The organism is Streptomyces sp. NPDC085944, assembly GCF_040686295.1.
Taxonomy (GTDB): domain Bacteria; phylum Actinomycetota; class Actinomycetes; order Streptomycetales; family Streptomycetaceae; genus Streptomyces; species Streptomyces salinarius.
On sequence record NZ_JBFBJX010000007.1, the window covers coordinates 158,722 to 182,659 of the forward strand.

The window sequence follows — 23,938 nt, forward strand, 5'->3', positions numbered from 1 at the left end:
CGCGCCTGGTCGTGTGGGCTTCGGGGCGGGTGGCCGTTGTTCTGTGCTCCGGGGTGTTCGCACGGCTCCCGGGGGTGGGGCTCCCGCGCCTGGTCGTGTGGGCTTCGGGGCGGGTGGCCGTTGTTCTGTGCTCCGGGGTGTTCGCACGGCTCCCGGGGGTGGGGCTCCCGCGCCTGGTCGTGCGGGTTCAGTGTCGGACGGCCCCTGTTCCGTGATCCGGGGTGTTCCCTCCGCTCCCGGTGGCGGGGCTCCCGCGCCCGGTGGTACGCGCTCCGGGCCCGACGGCACCTCCGCCGGGTCCCCGGGCACCCCTTCCGCGTCTCTGGGCACCCGCACCGTGAGCACCGCCGTCCCCGCCGGACCCCGAGACACGTCCTCCCGGCTTTCCGCGCCCGGCGGAGCCTCTCGCGTCAGGAGGTCCGCCACCTCCAGGACGTGGTGGCCGGCCATCGTCGGCAGGCAGGTGCCGCGGGCCGGTCCGATGGCGGCGGCCCAGTCGGGCGGGATGGCGTGGACGCCCCGGGTCGCGCCGGCCAGGGCGCCGGCCACCGCGGCCGTGGTGTCGGCGTCGCGGCCCATGTTGACGGCCGTCAGCACCGCGTCCGTGAAGTCGCCGTCGGCCGCCGCGTACGCGCCGAAGGCGAGGGCGACGGCCTCGGGGGCCAGGTCGGTCCACGGGTAGCCGCCGATGACCACCGCGGAGCGCACCGCGCGTTCGCCGCGGTGGGCCGCCGTCATCGCGCGGCGCAGACAGCGCGCCGTCCAGGAGTCGTCCGGGACGACGGCCAGCGCGGAGGCCACCACCGCGACGGTCGACGCCCCGGCCATCGCCGCCGCGACGCCGGCCGCCACCGCCTGGCCGCCGTAGATGCCCTCGCCCTCGTGGCTGACCGAGCCGTCGATCGCCGCCAGCCGGGCCGCCTCCGCCGGGCGCCCGGCGGCGAACACACCGTGCGGCGCGGCCCGCATCGCCAGTCCGTCGCTCCAGGCGTGCCGGTGCTGGGCGGAGATCGGGGCGGCCAGGCCCCGGCGCAGGTTCTCCAGGGTGCCGCGTTCGCTGAAGCCCGCGCCCCGGAACGGGCCCTCCTCCCGGTCCGCGATCCACTCGTGCCAGGCCGCCTCCACATGGGCCTGGGTGAGCGCGGCGCCGTGGCGGGCCAGCAGCAGACCCGAGAAGATCGCGTACTCCGTGTCGTCGGTACCGGCGGGCCGGTCGGCCACGTAGCCCGTGATGCGGCCCCAGCGGGCGCGGATCTCCGAGGGCTTCATGTTCTCGGCCGGCGCCCCGAGGGCGTCCCCGACGGCCAGCCCGAGCAGCGCGCCCCGGGCCCGGTCGCGGAGCCCGACGGCGCCCTGGGGCGCGGGGACCGGGGGAATGCAGGCGGTGGATGCCATGCGGCCTCTCCTCTCCCTCGGCACATCTGTCCCCGGTGCGGTGCGCACCGCAGCCGAACCGGGCGCAGCGTCACCCGGTCGACATATGAGCAAGCATGATCACGAATGAGTGAGCAGGGGTAAAGCCGCAGGTAAGCCCAGCCTTTCCTTGCTGGCGGGACGGAAATGAACGGCGTAGATTGGGTGTTGTTGAAAAGTGGAATGAGTCCAAACTAGCTTTCCGGGGGAACCCTGTGGCCATCATCGAGACCGAGGCGGCGCTGCACGAGGCGCACCGCGACAACCACACCCACCGCGACGTGAGCGGCGGCTGGCTGCGCCCGGCCGTCTTCGGCGCCATGGACGGACTGGTCTCCAACCTCGCCCTGATGACCGGTGTGGCCGGCGGTACGGCGAGCCAGCAGACCGTGGTGATCAGCGGGCTCGCCGGTTTGGCTGCCGGTGCCTTCTCCATGGCCGCCGGCGAGTACACCTCCGTCGCCTCCCAGCGTGAGCTGGTCGAGGCCGAGCTGGACGTGGAACGCCGCGAGCTGCGCAAGCACCCGGCGGACGAGGAGGCCGAGCTGGCCGCGCTCTACGAGGCGCGCGGCGTCGAGCCGGAGCTGGCCCGCGAGGTCGCCCGCCAGCTGTCCAGCGACCCCGAGCAGGCGCTGGAGATACACGCCCGCGAGGAGCTGGGCATCGACCCCTCCGACCTGCCCTCGCCGACCGTCGCGGCCGTGTCCTCCTTCGGCTCCTTCGCGCTGGGCGCCCTGCTCCCCGTCCTGCCGTTCCTGCTCGGCGCCAGTGCGCTGTGGCCCGCCGTACTGCTCGCGCTGGCCGGGCTGTTCCTGTGCGGCGCGGTGGTCGCCAAGGTCACGGCCCGCAGCTGGTGGTACAGCGGCCTGCGGCAGCTCGCCCTCGGCGGCGCGGCGGCCGGTGTGACGTATCTCCTGGGCAGCCTGTTCGGAACGGCCGTAGGATAGTCCGGCTCGAACCTATGCGGCTCTCCGTATAAGTAGTCGCCGCTCGCAGCCGTTACTCGCTGGTTTCGAGTGCGTAATCTCCGGGCATGAGCCGTAAGCGCTGTGGGCAATGAGGCCTGCCGCGCATCCGTGGAGCGGGTGACGACGCTCGCTGCGCGCCCTCGGGCCGGCGGACATCGATCTGTTCGCTTCGGTCCCCACAGCCGCCACCGCGGGTGCGGAACCCCCACCGCCCCCGTCGGTGTCCGCATGCTGGAACGGATTGTCCCGTTTACCGAGAAGCAATCCATCATGTAACCTGCACCAAATTTTTCAGCGACTGCTGCACCACCGCAGAGGGCCAACGTCGTCCCTCGGCACTTGCCACATGCCAGATGACGACGACGGGAGAGCCGATGCGTACGCCGCGCCAGCCGTCCCAGCACTCCGCGAATGGCCAGAACCGGTCCTTCATGGATGCTCGCCCTGCCGCGCAGGGTATGTACGACCCCCGCAACGAACACGACGCGTGCGGCGTCGGTTTCGTCGCCACCCTCACCGGCGAGGCGTCCCACACCCTGGTCGACCAGGCACTCACCGTGCTGCGCAACCTGGAGCACCGCGGCGCCACCGGCTCCGAGCCCGACTCGGGCGACGGCGCGGGCATCCTCTCCCAGGTGCCGGACGCCTTCTTCCGTGAGGTGGCCGGATTCGAACTGCCCGAGGCCGGCTCGTACGCCGTCGGCATCGCCTTCCTGCCGGTCGAGGGCACCGACGACGCCGTCTCCCGCATCGAGGCCATCGCCGCCGAGGAGGGCCTCACCGTCCTCGGCTGGCGCGAGGTACCGGTCGCCCCGCAGATGCTCGGCGCCACGGCCCGCTCGACCATGCCGGTCTTCCGCCAGATCTTCGTGTCCGACGGTGCCTCGCAGGGCATCGCCCTGGACCGCCACGCCTTCGCGCTGCGCAAGCGCGCCGAGCGCGAGGTCGGCGTCTACCTCCCGTCGCTGTCCGCGCGGACCATCGTCTACAAGGGCATGCTCACCACCGGCCAGCTCGAGCCGTTCTTCCCGGACCTGTCCGACCGCCGCTTCGCCTCCGCGATCGCGCTCGTGCACTCCCGGTTCTCCACCAACACCTTCCCGAGCTGGCCGCTCGCCCACCCGTACCGCTTCGTCGCCCACAACGGCGAGATCAACACGGTCAAGGGCAACCGCAACTGGATGCGCGCCCGCGAGTCCCAGCTCGCCTCGGACCTGTTCGGCTCCTCCGCGGACCTGGAGCGGATCTTCCCGATCTGCACGCCGGACGCCTCGGACTCCGCCTCCTTCGACGAGGTCCTGGAACTGCTCCACCTGGGCGGGCGTTCGCTGCCGCACTCCGTGCTGATGATGATCCCGGAGGCTTGGGAGAACCACGCCTCCATGGACCCGGCCCGGCGCGCCTTCTACCAGTTCCACTCCACGATGATGGAGCCCTGGGACGGCCCCGCCTGCGTCACCTTCACCGACGGCACCCAGGTCGGCGCCGTGCTCGACCGCAACGGTCTGCGCCCCGGCCGCTACTGGGTCACCGACGACGGCCTCGTCGTCCTCGGCTCCGAGGTCGGCGTCCTCGACATCGACCCCGCGAAGGTCGTCCGCAAGGGCCGCCTGCAGCCCGGCCGCATGTTCCTCGTGGACACCGCCGAGCACCGCATCATCGAGGACGACGAGATCAAGGCCCAGCTCGCCGCCGAGCAGCCCTACGCCGAGTGGATGGAAGCCGGCGAGATCGAGCTGTCCGACCTGCCCGAGCGCGAGCACATCGTGCACACCCACGCCTCGGTCACCCGCCGCCAGCAGACCTTCGGGTACACCGAGGAGGAGCTGCGGGTCATCGTCGCGCCGATGGCCAAGGCCGGCGCCGAGCCCATCGGCTCCATGGGCACCGACTCGCCGATCGCCGCCCTCTCCGACCGCCCCCGGCTGCTCTTCGACTACTTCACCCAGCTCTTCGCCCAGGTCACCAACCCGCCGCTGGACGCCATCCGCGAGGAACTGGTCACCTCCCTGCGCTCCTCGCTCGGCCCCCAGGGCAACCTGCTCGACCCGACGGCCGCCTCGTGCCGCAGCGTCCTGCTGCCCTTCCCGGTGATCGACAACGACGAGCTGGCCAAGCTCATCCACATCAACGCCGACGGGGACATGCCCGGCTTCAAGGCCGCGACCCTCTCCGGGCTCTACCGGGTGCACGGCGGCGGCGACGCGCTGGCCGCGCGCATCGAGGAGATCTGCGCCGAGGCCGACGCCGCCATCGAGAACGGCGCCCGGCTGATCGTCCTGTCCGACCGCCACTCGGACGCCGAGCACGCGCCGATCCCCTCGCTGCTGCTCACCGCGGCCGTCCACCACCACCTCATCGGCACCAAGCAGCGCACCCAGGTGGGCCTGCTGGTCGAGGCCGGCGACGTCCGCGAGGTCCACCACGTCGCCCTGCTCATCGGCTTCGGCGCCGCCGCGGTCAACCCGTACCTGGCGATGGAGTCCGTGGAGGACCTGGTCCGCGCGGGCACCTTCCTGCCCGGCATCGAGACCGAGCATGCCATCCGCAACCTGATCTACGCCCTCGGCAAGGGCGTCCTCAAGGTCATGTCCAAGATGGGCATCTCCACCGTCGCCTCCTACCGCGGCGCCCAGGTCTTCGAGGCCGTCGGCCTGGACGAGGCCTTCGTCGCCAAGTACTTCAACGGCACCGCCACCAAGATCGGCGGCGTCGGCATCGACGTCGTCGCCCAGGAGGTCGCCGCCCGCCACGCCAAGGCGTACCCGGCCAGCGGCATCGCGCCGGCCCACCGCGCCCTGGACATCGGCGGCGAGTACCAGTGGCGCCGCGAGGGCGAGCCCCACCTGTTCGACCCGGAGACGGTCTTCCGCCTCCAGCACTCCACGCGCTCCGGCACGTACGACATCTTCAAGAAGTACACCGAGCGGGTGAACGAGCAGTCCGAGCGGCTGATGACGCTGCGCGGCCTGTTCGGCTTCACGTCGGACCGGCAGCCGATCCCCCTCGACGAGGTCGAGCCCGTCTCCGAGATCGTCAAGCGCTTCTCCACCGGCGCCATGTCGTACGGCTCCATCTCCCAGGAGGCGCACGAGACCCTCGCCATCGCCATGAACCAGCTGGGCGGCAAGTCCAACACCGGTGAGGGCGGCGAGGACCCGGAGCGCCTGTACGACCCGGCGCGCCGGTCCAGCATCAAGCAGGTCGCCTCCGGCCGCTTCGGCGTGACGTCCGAGTACCTGGTCAACGCGGACGACATCCAGATCAAGATGGCCCAGGGCGCCAAGCCCGGCGAGGGCGGCCAGCTGCCCGGCCACAAGGTCTACCCCTGGGTCGCCAAGACCCGGCACAGCACCCCCGGTGTCGGCCTGATCTCCCCGCCGCCGCACCACGACATCTACTCCATCGAGGACCTGGCCCAGCTGATCCACGACCTGAAGAACGCGAATCCGCAGGCGCGGATCCACGTCAAGCTGGTCTCCGAGGTCGGCGTCGGCACGGTCGCGGCGGGGGTGTCCAAGGCGCACGCGGACGTCGTGCTCATCTCCGGCCACGACGGCGGCACCGGTGCCTCCCCGCTCACCTCGCTCAAGCACGCGGGCGGCCCCTGGGAGCTGGGCCTCGCCGAGACCCAGCAGACCCTGCTGCTCAACGGCCTGCGCGACCGGATCGTCGTCCAGACCGACGGCCAGCTCAAGACCGGCCGCGACGTCGTCATCGCCGCGCTGCTGGGCGCCGAGGAGTTCGGTTTCGCGACCGCGCCGCTCGTCGTCTCCGGCTGCGTCATGATGCGCGTCTGCCACCTGGACACCTGCCCGGTCGGCATCGCCACCCAGAACCCGGTCCTCAGGGAGCGGTTCTCCGGCAAGGCCGAGTACATCGTGAACTTCTTCCGGTTCATCGCCGAGGAGGTCCGCGAGATCCTCGCCGAGCTGGGCTTCCGCTCCATCGAGGAGGCCGTCGGCCACGCCGAGACCCTCGACGTGACCCGCGCGGTCGACCACTGGAAGGCGCAGGGCCTCGACCTCGAGCCGCTGTTCCACGTGCCCGCCCTGGCCGAGGGCGCGGTGCGCCACCAGGCCGTCGCCCAGGACCACGGTCTGGAGAAGGCGCTCGACAACCAGCTGATCAAGCTGGCATCCGACGCGCTGGCCGCCCCGGACGCCACCCGGGCCGCCCCGGTGCGCGCCCAGGTCGCCATCCGCAACATCAACCGCACGGTCGGCACCATGCTCGGCCACGAGGTGACGAAGAAGTTCGGTGGCGCCGGGCTGCCCGACGACACCGTCGACATCACCTTCACCGGCTCCGCCGGCCAGTCCTTCGGCGCCTTCGTCCCGCGCGGCATCACGCTGCGCCTGGAGGGCGACGCCAACGACTACGTCGGCAAGGGCCTGTCCGGCGGACGGATCGTCGTCCGCCCCGACCGGGGCGCCGACCACCTCGCCGAGTACTCCACCATCGCCGGCAACACCATCGGCTACGGCGCCACCGGCGGCGAGATGTTCCTGCGCGGCAAGGTCGGCGAGCGCTTCTGCGTCCGCAACTCCGGCGCACTGGTCGTCTCCGAAGGCGTCGGCGACCACGGCTGCGAGTACATGACCGGCGGCCACGCGGTCGTCCTCGGCGAGACCGGGCGCAACTTCGCGGCCGGCATGTCCGGCGGCATCGCCTACGTCGTCGACCTCGACCGCGACAACGTCAACGTCGGCAACGTCGACGCGATCCACGCCCTGGACGACGCCGACAAGGACTGGCTGCACGACGTGGTGCGCCGCCACGCCGAGGAGACCGGGTCCACCGTCGCCGAGAAGCTGCTCGCCGACTGGCCCGCCGCCGTGGAGCGCTTCAGCAAGCTCATCCCCAGCACGTACCAGGCAGTGCTCGCCGCCAAGGACGCCGCCGAGCGAGCCGGTCTCTCCGAGACCGAGACCACCGAGAAGATGATGGAGGCGGCGACCAATGGCTGATCCCAAGGGCTTTCTGAACCACGGACGCGAGGTCGCCAGGACCCGGCCCGTCGAGGAGCGCGTCAAGGACTGGAACGAGGTCTACGTCCCCGGCTCCCTGCTGCCGATCATCAGCAAGCAGGCCAGCCGCTGCATGGACTGCGGCATCCCGTTCTGCCACAACGGCTGCCCGCTCGGGAACCTGATCCCCGAGTGGAACGACTACGCCTACCGCGAGGACTGGTCGGCGGCGTCCGAGCGCCTGCACGCCACCAACAACTTCCCGGAGTTCACCGGCCGCCTGTGCCCGGCTCCGTGCGAGTCGGCGTGCGTGCTCGGCATCAACCAGCCGCCGGTCACCATCAAGAACGTCGAGGTCTCCATCATCGACAAGGCGTGGGAGACCGGGGACGTCGCCCCGCAGGTCCCCGAGCGCCTGTCCGGCAAGACCGTCGCCGTCATCGGCTCGGGCCCGGCGGGGCTCGCCGCCGCCCAGCAGCTCACCCGGGCCGGTCACACCGTCGCCGTCTACGAGCGCGCGGACCGCATCGGAGGCCTCCTCCGCTACGGCATCCCCGAGTTCAAGATGGAGAAGCGGCACATCAACCGCCGCATAGAGCAGATGCGCGCCGAGGGCACCCGCTTCCGCACCGGCGTCGAGATCGGCCGCGACCTCAAGGCGACCGACCTGAAGAAGCGCTACGACGCCGTCGTCATCGCCGCCGGCTCCACCACCGCCCGCGACCTGCCGGTCCCCGGCCGCGAGCTGAACGGCATCCACCAGGCGATGGAGTACCTGCCGCTGGCCAACAAGGTCCAGGAGGGCGACTACGTGGCGCCCCCGATCACGGCCGAGGGCAAGCACGTCGTCGTCATCGGCGGCGGCGACACCGGCGCCGACTGCGTGGGCACCGCCCACCGCCAGGGCGCGGCCTCCGTCACCCAGCTGGAGATCATGCCCCGGCCGGGCGAGGAGCGGGACGCGGTGCGCCAGCCGTGGCCGACCTTCCCGATGCTGTACAAGGTCACCAGCGCCCACGAGGAGGGCGGCGAGCGCGTCTACGCCGTCTCCACCACCCACTTCGAGGGCGACGAGGACGGCAACGTCCAGTGGCTGCACATGAGCGAGGTCGAGTTCGTCGAGGGCAAGCTGACCCCGAAGCCGGGCACCGAGCGCAAGATCCCGGCCCAGCTGGTCACCCTCGCCATGGGCTTCACCGGCACCGACAAGGAGAACGGTCTGGTCGACCAGTTCGGCCTGGAGCTCGACGCGCGGGGTAACATCGCCCGGGACGCCGACTTCCAGACCAACGTGCCGGGTGTGTTCGTCGCCGGTGACGCCGGCCGCGGCCAGTCGCTCATCGTCTGGGCGATCGCCGAGGGCCGCTCGGCGGCGCGCGGCGCCGACCGCTTCCTGACCGGGGCCAGCGAACTGCCGGCCCCGATCCGCCCGACCGACCGCGCCCTCGCGGTCTGACGGACGGAACAACCGCCCCGAGGGGCGGACAACCGCCCCGAGGGCGGACAACCGAAGAACGTCCCGCACAAAGGCGTGCGGAACACTGATGGCGCCTGCCCCGTCCCCGACCGGACCAAGGGCAGGCGCCGTCGCATGCTCAGGGCACCCGGTAGGTGTCCCCGTACATCTCCCACACCAGCGGCGTCGCCAGCCGCATGTTCCCGGCCGCGAGGAACCGGCGCTGGGCCGTGTCGACGCGGGAGGTGTCGATGCCCGGGCGCTTGGCCTCCATGGCCTGCTTCCGCACGTCCAGGAAGGTCTCCAGGTAGGCCTTCTCGGAGCCCCCCTGCCCCGGCGTCCTCGCCTCGGCCATGGCCCGCTCGCGCAGCCCGTAGAAGCCCTCGGCGTCCGTGTCGGGGCCGTGGAAGACCATCGCGTCGTAGTAGACGAACTGGCCCAGCGTGCCCAGGCCGTCCAGCTTGGCCAGCCGCACCGCCGGTTCGAAGTAGACCCGGTCGCGCTCCTCCTCCTGCGCCTCGCGGAACGCCGGGACCTCGGCCTCCGCCCGCCAGGCCGCCGTGAAGCCCGGGTCCAGGCCTTCGTGGGAGTCGCTGCCGTCCACCTTGCGCAGGGCGGGCAGGAACTTGGCCAGACCGTTGTCCGGGTGGTCCTCGGTGTAGCGCTCGACCAGCATGAGCAGGTCGTGGGTGCCGGTGCAGAAGCCGATGATGCCCGCGGTGTACCCGTCGCCGTCGCCGACGTCCTGGATGCTGCCGTAGGCGGTGCGCCACTTCGTGGTCGAGTTCTCGGCGCTGGACACCAGCTGCTGGGCCAGCTCCTTCTTCGCCGGCGCGGCCAGCCCCGGCGGCAGGTCGGCGATGAGCGCGTCGTCCGCCTCCCGTTCCTCCTCGGCCCGGTCCTTGGCGTCGTCGCGGGCCGACTTGGCGGTGGCCGGGGCCGACGACGACGCGGAGGACGCGGAGGACGCCGAGTCGGCCGGGTCGTCCGGCACGGCGAGGTACACGCCCGCGGCGATCACGGGAAGGGCCCCGAGGAGCAGCACTCCGGCACGTTTCACAGGGGGACACCTCTCATAGGGGGACACCTCTCACAGGGGAACACTTCCGCCGGTCAGTTCCGACACCTTCACCGCCGCCGTCACCGCCAGCAGCACCACCAGCCCGGCCGCCGCCCCGGCCTGCACCGCCGCCCGGCGACCGTCGCGGGGCGCGTACGCGTACGACAGGGCCAGCGCGCCGCCCACGAGCAGGCCGCCGAGATGACCCTGCCACGAGGTGAACCAGGCGGACACCACCAGCCACAGCAGCAGCCCGGCCAGGAAACGGTTGACCCGCCCCCTCTCGGCACCCAGCCTGCGGTGCAGCACGTAGTACGCGGCCCCCACCCCGAAGATCGCCCCGGACGCGCCGATCGAGGTCTGTCCGGGATCGGCCAGGACCAGCTCCAGGACGGAACCGCCGAGCGCCGACAGCAGATACAGGACGGCGAACCGTACCCGGCCGAGCATCAGCTCCACCACTCGCCCCAACTGCCACAGCACCACCATGTTCAGCGTGATGTGCACGAGCCCGAACGTGCCCTCGAAGGGCGACTGGTGCAGGAAAGCGCTGGTGAGCATCCGCTCCCACTCGCCCCCGGCCACACCCTCCACCCGCAGCGGCCCGGAGCCCAGGAACACGCCGTCACCGCCGGGCAGAGGGGTGCCGTCCGGACCGACCAGCCGCGAACCCACCATGGCGAACCGGTCCACGAGGTCCGGCCGCACCAGCTCCGCCAGGTACGCCAGCACGTTCAGCGCGAACAGCACGTACGTCACCACGGGCGTCGCCGAGATCCGGCCCCCGACGAGGGTCCGGGCCTGCCGTACCGACCGCGCCCCCTCCCGCACGCACTCCGGGCACTGGTGGCCGACGGGCGCCTCGCGCATGCAGTCGGGGCAGACGTACCGCTCGCAGCGGGTGCAGCGGACGTGGCACACCACCGCGGGATGTCGGTAGCAGGTGGTGTCGGTGGACTCGGAATCCACGGGGCCGGCTCCTCGGGACGGGCGGACGGTGAGCCGGTGGGGGACGGCGGCGAACAAAATAACGAATGCCGGTGGACCGGCCGGGAGGCGGGGTGCGCCGTGCCGTACCCTCGGCACCCGTACGACGCACGGCAGGGATGACAGGGGGAGTCCGCATGGCCGCGATCAGTCTCACCAAGGTGCGGGAGAGCGCGCCCGCGCTGGTCGATCTGTACAAGACCGCCGGGGTGTCGCTCACCAAGCACGGCATGGACGGGGCCCGGGCCGCGGTCTACCTCGTCGTCGACTACTCCGGCTCGATGAGGCCGTACTACAAGGACGGCAGCGTGCAGGCGCTCGCCGACCGCGTGCTGAGCCTGTCCGCCCACCCAGGGCCTGCCGTCTGGATCATGCCGGCGTCGCGGGGCGTGGCACGCACATCTGCCGCGTTGTCGTCGGTCGCCGACTCCCCCACGCTCGGCTTCGCTCGCGCGGGAGGGGCCCCCATCGCGTCGACTCCCTCCTCCGCCTTGCAGCTGCACGCACCACGCCCCGCTCGGGTTGGTCGGGAGATGCCGTCTGTCTCAGCCGACCTGACCCAGACGGCAGGCCCTGCACGACGACGGCACCGTGCCGGTGGTGTTCTTCTCCACCGACGTCGACGCCGTCACCGAGATCGCGCTCGCCGACCACCAGGGGCGGATCGAGCAGATCGTGGCCGGTCTCGGGCACATGGGCAAGACCAGCTACCACCTGGCCATGGACGCCGTCGTCGACCACTACCTGGACAGCGGCTCCACCGACCCGACCCTGGTCGTCTTCCAGACCGACGGCGGCCCGATCAACCGGCTCGCCGCCGAGCGGTACCTGTGCAAGGCGGCGGCACTGCCGCTGTTCTGGCAGCTCGTCGGCTTCGGCGACCCGGACAGCCGCCAGTTCGACTACCTGCGCAAGCTCGACGAACTCCCGGTGCCCGGCAAGCGGGTCGTCGACAACGCCGGCTTCTTCCACGCCGGCCGCGACCCCCGCAAGGTCACCGACGCGGACCTCTACGACCGGCTGGTGGGGGAGTTCCCCCAGTGGCTGGCGGCCGCACGCGCCCAGGGCATCGTGCGGCCCGCCTGAGCGCCGGGGTCAGTGCCGCAGGGAGAAGCCCAGCGCGACCCGGGCGGACACCTCCACCACCCCCGGGGCCAGCGCCCCCGGCGGGCCGCCGCCCGCGGAGACACGGAACGCGGCGACGGGCTCCGGATCCGCGTCCTGGATGTGCAGGACCGGCCCCAGCCGCGCGTCCGCCGCCTCCGCGTACACCTCGGCCTTGCGGCGGGCCGCTGCCACGGCCCTGCGCCGCGCCTCGTCGAGGAGTGCGGACCGGTCGCGCACGTCGAACTCGACGCCGTCGATCCGGTGCGCGCCCGCCTCGACCACGTCCGCGATCAGCCGCTCCAGCCCGTCCAGCCCCTCGGTCTCCACCGCGTACGAGGCATGGCACCGGTACCCGATCATCTTGCGGCGGCCGCCGTGACCGTCGTACTCCGAGCTGAGGCTCAGCCGGGAACCCGAGACCGAGGCGTCCGGCACCCCGTGCCGCCGCAGTACCTCCCGCAGCCGGGCCACCGCCTCCTCGGCCCGCTGGAAGGCCTCTTCCGGTGACGGTTCCACAACGTCCACCGCCGGCAGCACCCGCGCGAACGACGGCTGGGCCCGCACCGTGCCCGAGCCGAACACGCTGATGCCCCAGGGTTCTTCGATGGCCTGTGTCATACGGGCATTCAAGCAGTGCCCCCGCACCCCGCGCCCCCGATCACGTGTCGCACTCCAGCACCGTCCGGCACAGCCCGCACCGCGCCCGTACCCGCCCCCGCACCGGCACCCTGATCCGCTGGTGACACGTCGGGCAGGGGAACGACACCCGCAGCTGCCCAGGCGGCTGAGCCGTGAACGCGTACGCGTCGCCGTCCGCCGCCGCACCGGCCGCGTGCGGATCCTGGGCGTGGCGGCGGTCCCGGGCGTAGCGGCGGCGGCCCGCCCAGCCGGCCGCCGTCAGCGGCGGCTGCTGCTCGTCCCGGCGCGCCCTGGCCAGCCCCTTGCCGTACGCCGTGTACGCCTGCGGACTGGTGAACCACACCGACGGATCCTCGCCGAACACCAGCGCCCGCTTGGCCAGCACGTAGCCGAACTCCTCCGGCGTCAGATACCCCAGCTTCTGCGAGGACGCCGCGTCCTCCCGGTAGGCGTCCAGGAGCAGCCAGCCCGCGCCCAGGTACGTCGCCGCCGTGTCGGTCAGGATCTCGTTGGCCCGGGTGCCCGGGAAGGACAGGTCCAGACGGTGCAGACAGACGTGCATCACCTCGTGCGCGAGCGCCGCCCCGATGTCCCGGCGATGCGTGCGGAAGCGGTCGTTCAGCTCGATGAAGTACTCCGGTCCCGCCGTCAGTTCCACGTTCGCCGCGTGGGTCATCTCGCGGAAGGAGACGATCATGCGGGCGTCCGGCAGCCGGTAGTGCCGCACCAGCTCGTGGGCCACCCGCTGCGTGCCCAGATACAGGTCGTCCGTGTCGCAGAACGCCACGTCCACCGGGGCCACACTGGCCGAGAACGTCCGGACGGTGTCGTACGACAACCGCCGGTACAGCGCCGTGACCGCCTCCCGCACCGTCTCCAGGTGCGGGAAGCCGTGCTCGACCGGTCCGCCGTTCGCCACGCCCTACCCCCAAGACGCCTGAACCCTGCTCCCTGAGTCCTGCTCGTCCCACTGTAGGAGCCGCACCGGGACCGTGCGGCGTTCAGCGCCTGAGACGGTCTGCGACAGCCGGGCCGGCGCCCGTAGGGTGTGCGCCCATGACCACCAGCAACACCGGTACCGGTGCCGTCGAACCCGCCGCCCGCCAGGAGCTGGCCCGGCTGCGGGACAGCATCGACAACATCGACGCGGCCGTCGTCCACATGCTCGCCGAGCGCTTCAAGTGCACCCAGCAGGTCGGCCACCTCAAGGCCCGCCACCGGCTGCCGCCCGCCGACCCGGCCCGCGAGGCCCAGCAGATCGCCCGGCTGCGCGCCCTCGCCGAGAGCGCCAAACTCGACCCCGCGTTCGCCGAGAAGTTCCTGAACTTCATCGTCGCCGAGGTGATCCACCACCACGAGCGCATCGCCGAGAGCAACGGCACCCCCGACGCACCGGCCGCCGACTGAGACGGGCCGCGCCCCCGGCCTCGGGGGCGCACGCCGGGAGAGTGCGACGGCCGGCGCGGCGGAGCGGACATACCGCGCGTACCGAACCGCCTCTGTGCCCTGCCCACCGCATCAGGCAGCATGTCGTGCATGTCCGTACTGACGCGCGACGAAGCGCAGACCCGTTCCCGGCTCCTCGACGTCCACCACTACGCGATCGACCTCGATCTCACCCGTGGGGACGAGACCTTCGACTCCCGTACCGTCGTCCGGTTCACCGTCCGCGGCGACACGGACAGCACGGACACGTTCGTCGAGGTCAAGCCCGCGGAGCTGCACGCCGTCACCCTGGACGGACAACCCCTGGACCCGGCCGCGCTCGACGAGAACCGCCTGGCGCTGAAGAACCTCGCGCCCGGCGAGCACGAACTGCGCGTCGACGCCGCCATGCGCTACTCCCGCACCGGCGAGGGCATGCACCGCTTCACCGACCCCACCGACGGCGAGACCTACGTCTACACGCAGCTCTTCCTCGACGACGTCCAGCGCGTCTACGCCGCCTTCGACCAGCCCGACCTCAAGGCCGTCTTCGACCTCACCGTCACCGCCCCCGAGGGCTGGACCGTCCTCGCCAACGGCATCACCGAGCACACCGGCGACGGCCGCTGGAAGGCCGCCACCACCCCGCTCATCTCCACCTACCTCGTCGCCGTCGCCGCCGGACCCTGGCACTCGGTGCGCACCGAGCACCGCGGCCTGCCCTTCGGCATCCACTGCCGCCGCTCGCTCGCCCCGCACCTGGACGCCGACGCCGACGAACTCCTCGACGTCACCCGCGCCTGCTTCGACCGGTACCACGAGAAGTTCACCGAGCCCTACCCCTTCGACTCCTACGACCAGGCGTTCGTCCCCGAGTTCAACGCCGGCGCCATGGAGAACCCCGGACTGGTCACCTTCCGCGACGAGTTCGTCTTCCGCTCCGCCGTCACCGAGACCCAGCGCCAGACCCGCGCCATGGTCGTCGCCCACGAGATGGCCCACATGTGGTTCGGCGACCTCGTCACCCTGCGCTGGTGGGACGACATCTGGCTGAACGAGTCCTTCGCCGAGTACATGGGCTACCAGACCACCGCCGAAGCCACCCGCTTCACCGACACCTGGACCGACTTCGGCGTCACCCGCAAGGCCTGGGGCTACGACGCCGACCAGCGCCCCTCCACCCACCCCGTCGCCCCCGAGGACGTCCGGGACACCGCCTCCGCCCTCCTCAACTTCGACGGCATCTCCTACGCCAAGGGCGCCTCCGCCCTGCGCCAGCTCGTCGCCTGGCTCGGCGAGAAGGACTTCCTGGCCGGCATCAACACCCACTTCGAACGGCACAAGTTCGCCAACGCCTCCCTCGCCGACTTCATCGACTCCCTCGCCGCCGCCACCGACCGAGACGTCCACGCCTGGGCCGACGCCTGGCTGCGCACCACCGGCGTCGACACCCTCACCCCGGCCATCGCCGGCGACAACGGCAGCCGCGTCCTCACCGTCCACCGCACCGGCGAGCGCCCCCACCGCATCGCCGTCGGCCTCTACGACCAGGACCCGGGCGATCACGGCCGCCTCACCCCGCGCGAACGCCTCGACATCGACGTCCCCCAGGACGGACCCCGGCCCATCGGCAAGCTCCCCGCCCTCGTCGTCCTCAACGACGGCGACCTGAGCTACGCCAAGATCCGCTTCGACGCCGACTCCTTCCACGCCGTCCGCGAGAGCCTGTCCGGCCTGCCCGACCCGCTCACCCGAGCCGTCGTCTGGAACGCCCTGAGGGACGCCGTCCGCGACGGCGAACTCCCCGCCACCACCTACCTCGACACCGCCCGCACCCACCTCCCGCACGAGACCGACCTCGCCCTCGTCGACGGCGTCCTCGCCTTCGCAGCCGGCCAGGTCGCCGACCGCTACGTCACCCCCGAGCAGCGGCCCGCCGCCCTGAACACCCTCGCCGAGCTGTGCCGCGACCTCATCCGCCGCACCGAGGACGGCGACCACCCCGGCCTGCGCCTGATCGCCGTACGCCACCGCATCTCCACCGCCGCCCACCCCGACACCATCGCCGCCTGGCTCGCCGACGGCACCGTGCCCGGCGGGCCCGAACTCGACCCCGAGCTGCGCTGGCGCATCCTCACCCGACTCGCCGTCCTCGGCGCCACCGACGAGGCCGCCATCGCCGCCGAGCTGGCGAGCGACCCGAGCGCCACCGGCCAGGAGGGTGCCGCCCGCTGCCGCGCCGCGCTGCCCGACGCCGAGGCCAAGGCCCGCGCCTGGGACGCCATGTTCGCCTCCGACGACCTGTCCAACTACCTGTTCACCGCCACCGCCCAGGGCTTCTGGCAGCCCGAACAGGCCGACCTCGTGGCCGGCTACGTACCGCGCTACTACACCGAGGCCGTCGCCCTCGCCGCCCGCCGCGGCCCCGCCATCGCCGACGCCGCCGGACGCTGGGCCTTCCCCGCCCACGCCGTCGACACCGACACCCTCCGCCTCGGCCGGGAGTGCCTCGCGAACGCCGACCCGATCCCCGCCCTGCGCCGCAAGCTCACCGACCAGCTCGACGACCTGGCCCGCGCCCTGCGGGTACGGGAGGCGAACACCGACTGAGCCCGGACGCGGCCGGCCCCCTCTCCGGCGGGGCGGAGGGAGGGGACGGCCGCGAGGCCGGGTGACAGGCCGCCGGAATACCCCTTTCGGGTTGGATCACTGAGCTGTCCGGGCGTACACGCATCCGTGCGTACAAGCTGGAACCCCAGCCCCCGTGCCCCAAGGACGGCTCATGGGCCTGCCGCCCCTCGCCTCGGGCCCGCACGGCACCGACGCCCTGCGACCCCTGCTCGACACCGTGCTCGACGCCCTGCGCACCGGCACGGCCGCACGCGGCGGCCCGCTGCCCGCGGGCGGCCCCGACGCCGTCGCCGCCCGGGTGGCCGACGCGGCCGGCGACATCCTGCCCGACCGCGGCGACCCCGACGCGCTCCACGTCCTGGTCACCGCCCTCGCCGAAGGCGCCGCCGACCCCGCCCACCCCCTGTGCGCCGCCCACCTGCACGCCCCGCCACTGGCCGTCGCGGCCGCCGCCGACCTCGCCGCGAGCGTCCTCAACCCCTCCCTCGACTCCTGGGACCAGGCACCCGCCGCCTCCGCCCTGGAAGCCCTCGTCACCCGCGCCCTCGCCCGCGAGACCGGCGCCGCCGACGCCCTCGTCACCACCGGCGGCACCGAGTCCAACCAGCTCGCCGTCCTGCTCGCCCGCGAGACGCACGGCGCCCACCTGCGGCTGCTCCACGGCGAGAACGCCCACCACTCCCTGCCCCGCGCCGCCCGGCTCCTCGGCCTGCCCGAACCCGTCGTCGTCCCCGCCCCCGCCGGCACCCTCGACCCCGCCGCCCTCGACGAGGCGCTCACCCACATCCCCGGACCCCACCTCGTCGCCGCCACCGCGGGCACCACCGACACCGGGCTCATCGACCCGCTCCCCGAGATCGCCGACCGCTGCGCCGCCCACGGCGCCCGCCTCCACGTCGACGCCGCCTACGGCGCGGGCCTCCTCTTCAGCGACCGGCACCGCCCACGGCTCGCGGGACTGGAGGCCGCCGACACCGTCGCCCTCGACCTGCACAAACTCGGCTGGCAGCCCATCCCCGCCGGCCTCCTCACCGTCACCGACACCGACGACCTCGCCGCCCTCCACCACCGCACCGACTACCTCAACGCCGACGACGACACCGACGCCGGACTCCCCGACCTCCTCAAACGCTCCCCGCGCACCAGCCGCCGCCCCGACGTCCTCAAAGCCGCCGTCACCCTCAAAACCCTGGGCCGCACCGGACTCGGCGCCCTCGTCGACACGGTCTGCTCCCTCGCCCGGGACTTCGCCGACCTGATCGAGGAACACCCCGGATTCGTGCTGCACGCCCCGCCCACCATCAGCACGGTCCTGTTCCGGCCCGCGCACGCCACCGACGACGCCGTCGCCGCCGTACGCCGCACCCTGCTCGCCACCGGCCGCGCCGTCCTCGGCCGCGCCCGCGCCGACGGCCGGCTCTGGCTCAAGGCGACCCTCCTCAACCCCCACACCCGACCGGAGGACCTCGCCGCCCTCCTGACCCTCGTGGAAGGACACACCCCCCGATGAACACCACCCCGCACCCCGGCCCCGACGCCCCGCGCGACCTCGTCGGCATCGGCATCGGCCCCTTCAACCTCTCCCTCGCGGCCCTCGCCGACCCCCTCACCGGCCTCGACACCGTCTTCTACGAACAGCGCCCCGACTTCCGCTGGCACCCCGGCCTGCTCATCGACGGCGCCCGCGTCCAGGTGCCCTTCCTCGCCGACCTCGTCACCCTCGTGGACCCCGCCAGCCCCTGGACCTTCCTCAACCACCTCAGGGCCAGAGAACGCCTCTTCCCCTTCTACTTCGCCGAACGCTTCCACATCGAGCGCGCCGAATACGACGCCTACTGCCGCTGGGTCGCCGAGAACCTGCCCGCCCTCCGCTTCCACCACCAGGTCGACGCGGTGCGCTGGAACCCCGAACGCGACCTCTTCGAGGTCGACTACACCCAGCTCGACGCCGACGGGGAGGCCGAGGCCCTGGGCCGCACCCACACCCGCAACGTCGTACTCGGCGTCGGCACCGAACCCCACGTCCCCGACCCACTCAGACCCCTCGTCGACGACCCCGCCGTCCCCGTCGTCCACGCCGCCGACTACCTCCGCCACCGCGACACCCTCCAGGCCGCCGGACACATCACCGTCATCGGCACCGGCCAGTCCGGCGCCGAGATCTTCCTCGACCTGCTCCGCCGGCGCCCCACCGGCCACGAGCGCCTGCACTGGCTCGGCCGCACCGAGGCCCTCGCCCCCATGGAGTACTCCAAGCTCGGCCTGGAACACTTCACCCCCGACTACACCCGCTACTTCCACGGCCTGGCCGAACCGGTCCGCGACCGCCTCGTCGCCGCCCAGTGGCAACTCCACAAGGGCATCGACGCCGACACCACCGCCGCCATCCACGACGAGCTCTACCGCCGCACCCTCGACGGCGGCTGGCCCGACACCACCCTCACCCCCGGCGTCCACGTCCGCACCGCCGGCCGCATCGGCGCCACCCAGATCGAACTCCACCTCGAACACGAACAGCAGAAGACCCGCTCCCGCCTCACCACCGACGCCGTCGTCCTCGCCACCGGCCACCGCGAACGCCCCCTCGGCCGCCTCCTCGCCGGCCTCGACCCCTACATGCGGCGCGACAGCCGCGAACGCTCCCGCATCGACGACCGCCACCGCCTCGTCCTCGACCCCTGCGTCACCGGCAACGTCTACGTCCAGAACGCCGAGACACACACCCACGGCGTCGGCACGCCCGACCTCGGCCTCGCCGCCTGGCGCAGCGCGACCATCCTCAACGACCTCACCGGACAGGAGCCGTACCCGCTGCCCGGCCGCACCGCCTTCACCACCTTCGGCCTGGAAAACGGCCGGCCCCAGATCCCGTCCGCACGCCACCACCGGGTACTCACCCCGCTGGTGGACGGAATCTGAGGCCGCCCCACATGCCCTGCACGCAGCAGGTCAGAACACGGGCTCGCCGTCCCGCGTCAGCGACCAGTCCACGGACGCGAAGTCCTTCGGGTCCAGCACGCCCTTCTCCGTCGCCCACTCCGCGATCCGCGTACGGATCTCCGTCGACTCCGACCACAGCTCCATCGCCGACGCCACGTGCGGGAAGGCGCCGCCGCCGTTGGCCCGGTAGTTGTTCACCGCCAGCACGAACTGCTGCGCGTCGTCCAGCGGAGCACCGCCGTACGTGAGGTTCCTGATCCGCGAACCGGCCGCCTGCGCGACGTCGATCTCGTACTTCAGCCCCGACACGTAGTCGTAGTTGTAGTCCGGACGGCCGTTCGCGTTGGTCAGCTCGTCCACGTCCACCGGCGCACCGGCGGCCGTCCGCACGTAGTACTCCGCCGAGTACTCCAGGTACGCCCGCACCTGAGCGCCCGTCAGCAGCTTCGCGACCAGCGTGTTGTCGTACACGTACAGGCTCGACAGATCCCGGATCGTCACGTCGCCGGCCGGGATCTCGGAGGTCCGCGAGAACGGCGACGCCTGCGCGAGGACCGGCAACGCGGCGTACTCCGTGCCCGCCAGCGCCGCCTTGACCACGTCCTCCTGCACCCTGGTGATCAGGTCGATGATCGGGGCGTCCTTGTACCGCGCCTCGACCGTCGTCAGCGTCTCGGTGGCGGTGCCGACCACCTGGTTGACGTACGCCACGACCTTCTCGTGCTCGTCCTTCAGCAGCTTCGTGATCCTCGGGTCGTCCTCGACCGCGCTGGAGTCGCGCAGCGACGCCTTCACCGACTCGACGTGCCAGCGGCCCCGCTCGAAAACCAGCTCGAAGTCGAACAGGGTCAGCCGCTCGGCGTAGCACAGCGGCTCCGACAGGACGACGGCCTTCCCGGTCTCCTCGTTGACGACCTTCAGCTCCGCGATCTCCTCGTGCGCATGCCCCACCAGGATCGCGTCGATGCCCGGCACCTGCCGCGCCACGTTGGCCGCCGCGTTCTCGACGAACGGGACCTGATCGCCGTAGGAGGACGTGCCCGACGAGCCCGAGTGCGCCGACACCACCACGACGTCCGCGCCCATCGAACGCAGCTTCGGCACCCACTTGGCCGCCTGCTCCTCCAGACCCGGGAAGGCCAGCCTCCCCTGCACGTACGCCTTGTCCCAGATCGCGATGCCCGGGTTGGTCAGCCCCAGCACCGCCACCTTCACCGGCGGCGCGCCCTTCACCCGGAACGTCTTCATGAAATACGGCGGGAAAGCCGGCTTCAGCGTCTTCGCGTCCACCGCGTTCGCGCCGAGCAGCGGGAAGTCGCACTGCTCCTCGAACCGGCGCAGCGTCTCGATGCCGTAGTTGAACTCGTGGTTGCCGAGGGCCACGGCGTCGTAGCCGATCGCGTTCATCGCCTGCGCCATCGGGTGCACCGGGCCGCCCTCGGCGGTGATCGGGTCGACCTTGGCGTAGTAGTACGCCAGCGGGGTGCCCTGGATGGTGTCGCCCGCGTCGATCAGCAGCGTGTTGTGGCGGCCCTTCTCCTCGCGGACCTGGTGCACCAGGGAGGAGATCCGGCCGAGGCCCTGGGCGTTGCCCGCCGCGTCCGTGTACTCGGCGTCCTTGAAGTAGTCCCAGTTGAAGACGTGCCCGTGCAGGTCGGTGGTGCCGAGCACGGTCAGCGCGTACCGCTTGGGCCTGCGGCCGCCCCGGTGCGCGGGGACCGCGGCCTCGGCCGCCGGAGCAGCCGCCGCGCCGGCCAGGGCGACCCCCGCCCCCGTCACGGCGGACCTGCTCAGGAACTTCCGGCGGTTCAACGGCATGGCTGATTCTCCTCGGTGACCCGTACACACAGTGGCGACGCGCGTAGATTCTGTCCTGAACATGCCTCCTGTCAAGGGGCGACGGACCATCCGAATGCTCATCGGAGCGACAGCGCGCACAATTCAACACTTGTCAATAACCCTTTACTCAAAGGTTGTTGAGTGGTCACGCGTGGCCAATTCGCTACCCGGCAGTAAGTCATAGGCTCGACCCATGCGCCGAGCAAAGATCGTCTGCACCCTTGGGCCCGCCACCGACTCGTACGACCAGATCAAAGACCTGGTCGACGCCGGAATGGACATCGCCCGCTTCAACTTCAGCCACGGCACCCACGCCGAACACGAAGAGCGCTACCACCGGGTCCGCAAGGCGTCCGACGAGACCGGACGCAGCGTCGGCACCCTCGCCGACCTTCAGGGCCCGAAGATCCGCCTCGGCCATTTCGCTGAAGGACCCGTACTCCTCGAACACGGCGACACCTTCACCATCACCGTCGAAGAAGGCGTCGAAGGCGACCGCCGCATCTGCGGCACCACCCACGCAGGCCTCGCCGAGGACGTCACCCCCGGCGAACGCGTCCTCGTCGACGACGGCAAGGTCAGCCTCGAGGTCACCGACGTCGACGGACCCAGGGTGCGCACCAAGGTCATCGAAGGCGGCATGGTCTCCGACCACAAGGGCCTCAACCTCCCCGGCGTCGCCGTGTCCGTGCCCGCCCTGTCGAAGAAGGACGAGGACGACCTCCGCTGGGCGCTGCGGGCCGGCTTCGACGTCGTCGCCCTCTCCTTCGTCCGCAGCGGACGCGACATCCTCGACGTGCACCGCATCATGGACGAAGAGGGCCGCCGCCTCCCCGTCATCGCCAAGGTCGAAAAGCCGCAGGCCGTCGAGAACATCGAGGACATCGTCGCCGCCTTCGACGGCATCATGGTCGCCCGCGGCGACCTCGGCGTCGAAATGCCCCTCGAACAGGTGCCGATCGTCCAAAAGCGCGCCATCAAACTCGCCAAGCGCAACGCCAAACCGGTCATCGTCGCCACCCAGATGCTCGACTCGATGATCGACAACGCCCGCCCCACCCGCGCCGAGGCCTCCGACGTCGCCAACGCCGTCATCGACGGAACGGACGCGGTGATGCTCTCCGGCGAGACCAGCGTCGGCAAGCACGCCACCGACACGGTCCGCACCATGGCCCGCATCGTCGAAGCCGCCGAAGAGGACATCCTCGCCAAGGGACTCCCCCCGCTGACCGAACGCAACAAGCCCCGCACCCAGGGCGGCGCCGTGGCCCGCGCGGCCGCCGAGATCGGCGACTTCCTCGGCGCCAAGTTCCTGGTCGCCTTCACCCAGTCCGGCGACACCGTCCGCCGCCTGTCCCGCTACCGCTCACCCATCCCGCTGCTCGCCTTCACCCCCGAACCGGCGACCCGCTCCCAGCTCAGCCTGACCTGGGGCGTGGAGACCTTCCTCGGCCCCCACGCGGACTCCACCGACGCGATGGTCGACCAGGTGGACGAGCTTCTGACCCGCTACGGACGCTGCGAGAAGGGCGACGTCGTGGTCATCACGGCCGGCTCCCCGCCGGGGGTGTCCGGCACCACGAACCTGGTGCGGGTGCACCACATCGGGGAGGACGACGCTCCCGAGTGATCAGTACTTGGGGCCGACATGGACGTCCATGAGCGCTACGGAGGCTCTGCGGGCTACTGAGATGTTGTACGCGTTGCCGTGGCGGCTGCAGCGGGTCCACTCGACGCCGAGTCTGTCGAGGGTGTCCGTGAACAGGCGGCGGATGTCGGCCGAGACATTGGTGAAGAAGTACCGAGGGTATTCGTAGCGCTTGCGTTCGCCGCCGACGATCCGGGTCGTCCAGTTGGTGACACGGCAGCCGTCCGAGTGGATGAGGCCCCGGACGAATTCCCAAGGGTGAGCGTCGACGATGGTTTGTTGCCATGGCTCTAGAACGATCTTGCGCTGATGCTTCACGCCGGGCCCATGTTGGGGGATCATGCAGCACCAGTGCTTGGTGTAGGACTTGACCTCGACGCACCCGGGTTTGCGTCGCTGATGGACACCGGGCAGCGGCATGACTCGTCGTATGGCAGCTTCGGTCTCAGCGATGAGGCCAATCTGCGTAGCGTTGCAGAAGATGGACAGATGGTGCTGGCCCGGCTTCGAGACGATGTGCCCGTCGCCGAGGTAGAGGCCGAGCAAGTAGGCGTACGCAACTTCGTCGAACTCGCGGCCCGTGCACCGGGGGCAGTCGGTTGGTTGTTCGTACACGACGCTGCGTGCCTTGCGATCTTCGCTGCGCCACCAGCCCAGGGTCCCTCGCGGGATGTTGAGCTGTGCGGCAACCGCGCGGTTGGGGATTCCCTGGTTCATGAGCGCAACGGCGTGTGCGCGGATCGAAGGGCTGTGCTGTTCCATGAAGCCACAGTGAGCTGGTCGTCACGACTTCAGGGACGAAAGGGCCAAGGATCACGCGAACGTGATCCTCCACTTAGATGAGGCTTCCTTTGA

The 23,938-nt window shown here is 71.5% G+C and carries 15 protein-coding genes and 2 pseudogenes; 10 read left to right on the plus strand and 7 right to left on the minus strand.

Features of this window, described 5'->3' with window-relative positions:
- Positions 1-1,395, minus strand: a 1,395-nt coding sequence (locus tag AB0P07_RS16130) for an ADP-ribosylglycohydrolase family protein (protein WP_365550686.1), incomplete at its 3' end; no start/stop codon positions are given.
- A gap of 233 nt (positions 1,396-1,628) precedes the next feature.
- On the opposite strand from AB0P07_RS16130, the gene AB0P07_RS16135 reads away from it, so the two are divergent.
- The 3 genes from AB0P07_RS16135 to AB0P07_RS16145 all read left to right on the plus strand — a co-directional run bounded on the left by AB0P07_RS16135 (position 1,629) and on the right by AB0P07_RS16145 (position 8,807).
- Entirely contained in the window at positions 1,629-2,360 is a 732-nt protein-coding gene (locus tag AB0P07_RS16135; RefSeq protein ID WP_365550689.1) for a VIT1/CCC1 transporter family protein, read from the plus strand.
- Positions 2,361-2,812: 452 nt separating this feature from the next.
- Complete coding sequence (gene gltB, locus AB0P07_RS16140; protein ID WP_365550691.1) at positions 2,813-7,351, plus strand: glutamate synthase large subunit; 4,539 nt, start codon at positions 2,813-2,815, stop codon at positions 7,349-7,351.
- Positions 7,344-8,807, plus strand: a complete 1,464-nt coding sequence (locus AB0P07_RS16145) for a glutamate synthase subunit beta (RefSeq protein WP_365550693.1) — start codon at positions 7,344-7,346, stop codon at positions 8,805-8,807. Before gltB ends, AB0P07_RS16145 begins: the two co-directional genes overlap by 8 nt.
- Positions 8,808-8,946: 139 nt before the next feature.
- On the opposite strand, the gene AB0P07_RS16150 is transcribed toward AB0P07_RS16145, so the two are convergent.
- Together AB0P07_RS16150 and AB0P07_RS16155 are read right to left on the minus strand one after the other, a co-directional pair.
- Positions 8,947-9,867 (minus strand): chitosanase, encoded by a 921-nt coding sequence (locus tag AB0P07_RS16150; protein WP_365550696.1) that lies wholly within the window; start codon positions 9,865-9,867, stop codon positions 8,947-8,949.
- 30 nt (positions 9,868-9,897) lie between these two features.
- Entirely contained in the window at positions 9,898-10,836 is a 939-nt protein-coding gene (locus AB0P07_RS16155) for a rhomboid family intramembrane serine protease (RefSeq protein ID WP_365550699.1), read from the minus strand.
- A gap of 155 nt (positions 10,837-10,991) precedes the next feature.
- Between AB0P07_RS16155 and AB0P07_RS16160 the strand changes: the two are divergent.
- Both AB0P07_RS16160 and AB0P07_RS16165 read left to right on the plus strand, forming a co-directional pair.
- Positions 10,992-11,204, plus strand: a pseudogene (locus AB0P07_RS16160) (VWA domain-containing protein); the annotation flags it as partial.
- Between the two features lie 229 nt (positions 11,205-11,433).
- Positions 11,434-11,940 (plus strand): annotated as a pseudogene (locus AB0P07_RS16165) (VWA domain-containing protein); the annotation flags it as partial.
- Between the two features lie 9 nt (positions 11,941-11,949).
- On the opposite strand, the gene AB0P07_RS16170 reads toward AB0P07_RS16165, so the two are convergent.
- Together AB0P07_RS16170 and AB0P07_RS16175 are read right to left on the minus strand one after the other, a co-directional pair.
- Positions 11,950-12,579 carry an SIMPL domain-containing protein gene (locus AB0P07_RS16170; protein WP_365550702.1) on the minus strand — a complete coding sequence of 210 codons (630 nt, stop codon included), beginning with the start codon at positions 12,577-12,579 and terminating at the stop codon, positions 11,950-11,952.
- Between the two features lie 40 nt (positions 12,580-12,619).
- Complete coding sequence (locus AB0P07_RS16175) at positions 12,620-13,519, minus strand: hypothetical protein (RefSeq protein ID WP_365550705.1); 900 nt, start codon at positions 13,517-13,519, stop codon at positions 12,620-12,622.
- A gap of 137 nt (positions 13,520-13,656) precedes the next feature.
- Here AB0P07_RS16175 and AB0P07_RS16180 point away from each other — a divergent pair, with 137 nt between their 5' ends.
- From AB0P07_RS16180 to AB0P07_RS16195, 4 genes are all read left to right on the plus strand, one after another.
- Positions 13,657-14,007, plus strand: a complete 351-nt coding sequence (locus tag AB0P07_RS16180; RefSeq protein ID WP_365550708.1) for a chorismate mutase — start codon at positions 13,657-13,659, stop codon at positions 14,005-14,007.
- A 129-nt stretch (positions 14,008-14,136) separates the two neighbouring features.
- Positions 14,137-16,635: an aminopeptidase N gene (gene pepN / locus AB0P07_RS16185; RefSeq protein WP_365550710.1), complete on the plus strand. Its 2,499-nt coding sequence runs from the start codon at positions 14,137-14,139 to the stop codon at positions 16,633-16,635.
- Positions 16,636-16,807: 172 nt separating this feature from the next.
- Positions 16,808-18,166: an aminotransferase class V-fold PLP-dependent enzyme gene (locus AB0P07_RS16190; RefSeq protein ID WP_365550713.1), complete on the plus strand. Its 1,359-nt coding sequence runs from the start codon at positions 16,808-16,810 to the stop codon at positions 18,164-18,166.
- Positions 18,163-19,575 (plus strand): SidA/IucD/PvdA family monooxygenase, encoded by a 1,413-nt coding sequence (locus AB0P07_RS16195; RefSeq protein WP_365550717.1) that lies wholly within the window; start codon positions 18,163-18,165, stop codon positions 19,573-19,575. Before AB0P07_RS16190 ends, AB0P07_RS16195 begins: the two co-directional genes overlap by 4 nt.
- A gap of 30 nt (positions 19,576-19,605) precedes the next feature.
- Here the strand turns inward: AB0P07_RS16195 and AB0P07_RS16200 are convergent, their stop codons facing one another.
- The gene (locus AB0P07_RS16200; RefSeq protein ID WP_365550720.1) at positions 19,606-21,414 is read right to left on the minus strand and encodes a 5'-nucleotidase C-terminal domain-containing protein; all 1,809 of its coding nucleotides are present in this window, start codon (positions 21,412-21,414) and stop codon (positions 19,606-19,608) included.
- Positions 21,415-21,628: 214 nt separating this feature from the next.
- On the opposite strand from AB0P07_RS16200, the gene pyk reads away from it, so the two are divergent.
- Positions 21,629-23,065 carry a pyruvate kinase gene (gene pyk, locus AB0P07_RS16205; protein ID WP_365550723.1) on the plus strand — a complete coding sequence of 479 codons (1,437 nt, stop codon included), beginning with the start codon at positions 21,629-21,631 and terminating at the stop codon, positions 23,063-23,065.
- Here the strand turns inward: pyk and AB0P07_RS16210 are convergent, their stop codons facing one another.
- On the minus strand, positions 23,066-23,845 hold the full coding sequence (locus AB0P07_RS16210) for a helix-turn-helix domain-containing protein (RefSeq protein WP_365550726.1): 780 nt from the start codon (positions 23,843-23,845) through the stop codon (positions 23,066-23,068). It lies immediately after the preceding gene.
- Positions 23,846-23,938: the final 93 nt, after the last annotated feature.